This window comes from Vibrio sp. Vb0937 (genome assembly GCF_033338855.1).
Window position 1 is genome coordinate 1 of record NZ_JAWOTK010000244.1, and the last position, 1,291, is coordinate 1,291.

A 1,291-nucleotide genomic window follows, 5' to 3' on the forward strand; every position below is an offset into this window, starting at 1 on the left:
GGTGAAGGTGGTGTGACATATATGAATGACGTCGTCACGATCACTCAAGAAGTTAAAGTGCGCGGCAAAATGGTCACCCAATCGATAGACATAGAATGTCGACATCAATTGGGAAGTGAGTATTTAGATGTCGACCCTACTTCTCTGCCTGATGGAGAAACCATACAGCTATTCCCATTTGCCAACACACCGAACTCCGGTGGGGTTTACAAAGCTTGGGTATCCACAGCGGCGAGCGTAGAAGCTGCTTGTGAAGGTACCGACCTGTATGGCGAAGAAACTGGTGAAAACTGTGCAGGGTTCTTTGGATTTATCCCTCGATTCTCGAAAACAGATAACTTCAAAGCGAAGACTGCGGAGCCAGAACCGCCAAACTTTGATATTGCTTTTCGTGCGTTCCACGACAGAAACCTGAACTGCCAATATGATCCTATCATCGATGAAGTTATTCCTAATTGGGAGTTCGGTATTCGTGACTTAGCAATGGAAATGGGTGGTATGCGTAATACTAAACTTTCCAATGATTCTCCTGACGAGCCAATCACGTTTAGTGTTTTTGGGGTTGAAGACCATCAATGGAGCTTAGACCAATTCATGTGGTGGGCGAAAAAAGTTGGCTTTACCGCAATGAACACCCCATTCACTCACTTCACAACCTTCGCAGATTTAAGAGACTTTTCACCGACATTCGAAGATGGCGATCTGCATATAGGCTTTGCAAACGCTCTAGCATGTCAAACCAACTTCGACGAAACCATCAAACGTTCTGCTGGTGAGGACACAGATGAAGCCAGCGGTAATGAGGAGAATGACGTTGGTTTCATGCCTAGTGCTTGGGCTCAACCAACCTTTGATGATGATCCCGTGTTAACCATCCGTTTTGGTTCTATCGGTATTGCCAATCTTAAAGTGTGTAAGTCGTTCGATATGAACGGTAACGGTATTCATGATGAAGGCGAAGGCTTGATTCCGAATTGGCCGGTCAACCTTTACATACCTGACAGTGTACCCGTTCCTAAACCATTCAACCCTGAGTATCCAGAAAATGGTGAATTCTTAGTGATAGAACAACTTCTTCTTGATGCCGGAGTTCTTCCAGAAGGCGAGAATTTAGCGGAAGTCGATGCCAATGGTTACGTCCAGCGAATGACAGGAGAGGATGGCTGCGCCACATTCTTCGTTCTCGTTCCAAATGTTCGCGGTGAAGATCCCGCGCCTTATGAAGTGAGCGAAAGCCTTTCTGCTGCATGGAACAATACCAGTGATCACACCATTTCGTTCGACGTAAAAT

1 pseudogene is annotated in these 1,291 nt (G+C 45.9%); it reads left to right on the top strand.

The features are described from left to right. Positions 1-21: 21 nt before the first annotated feature. Positions 22-1,291: pseudogene (locus R7P67_RS24790) on the top strand (hypothetical protein); the annotation flags it as partial.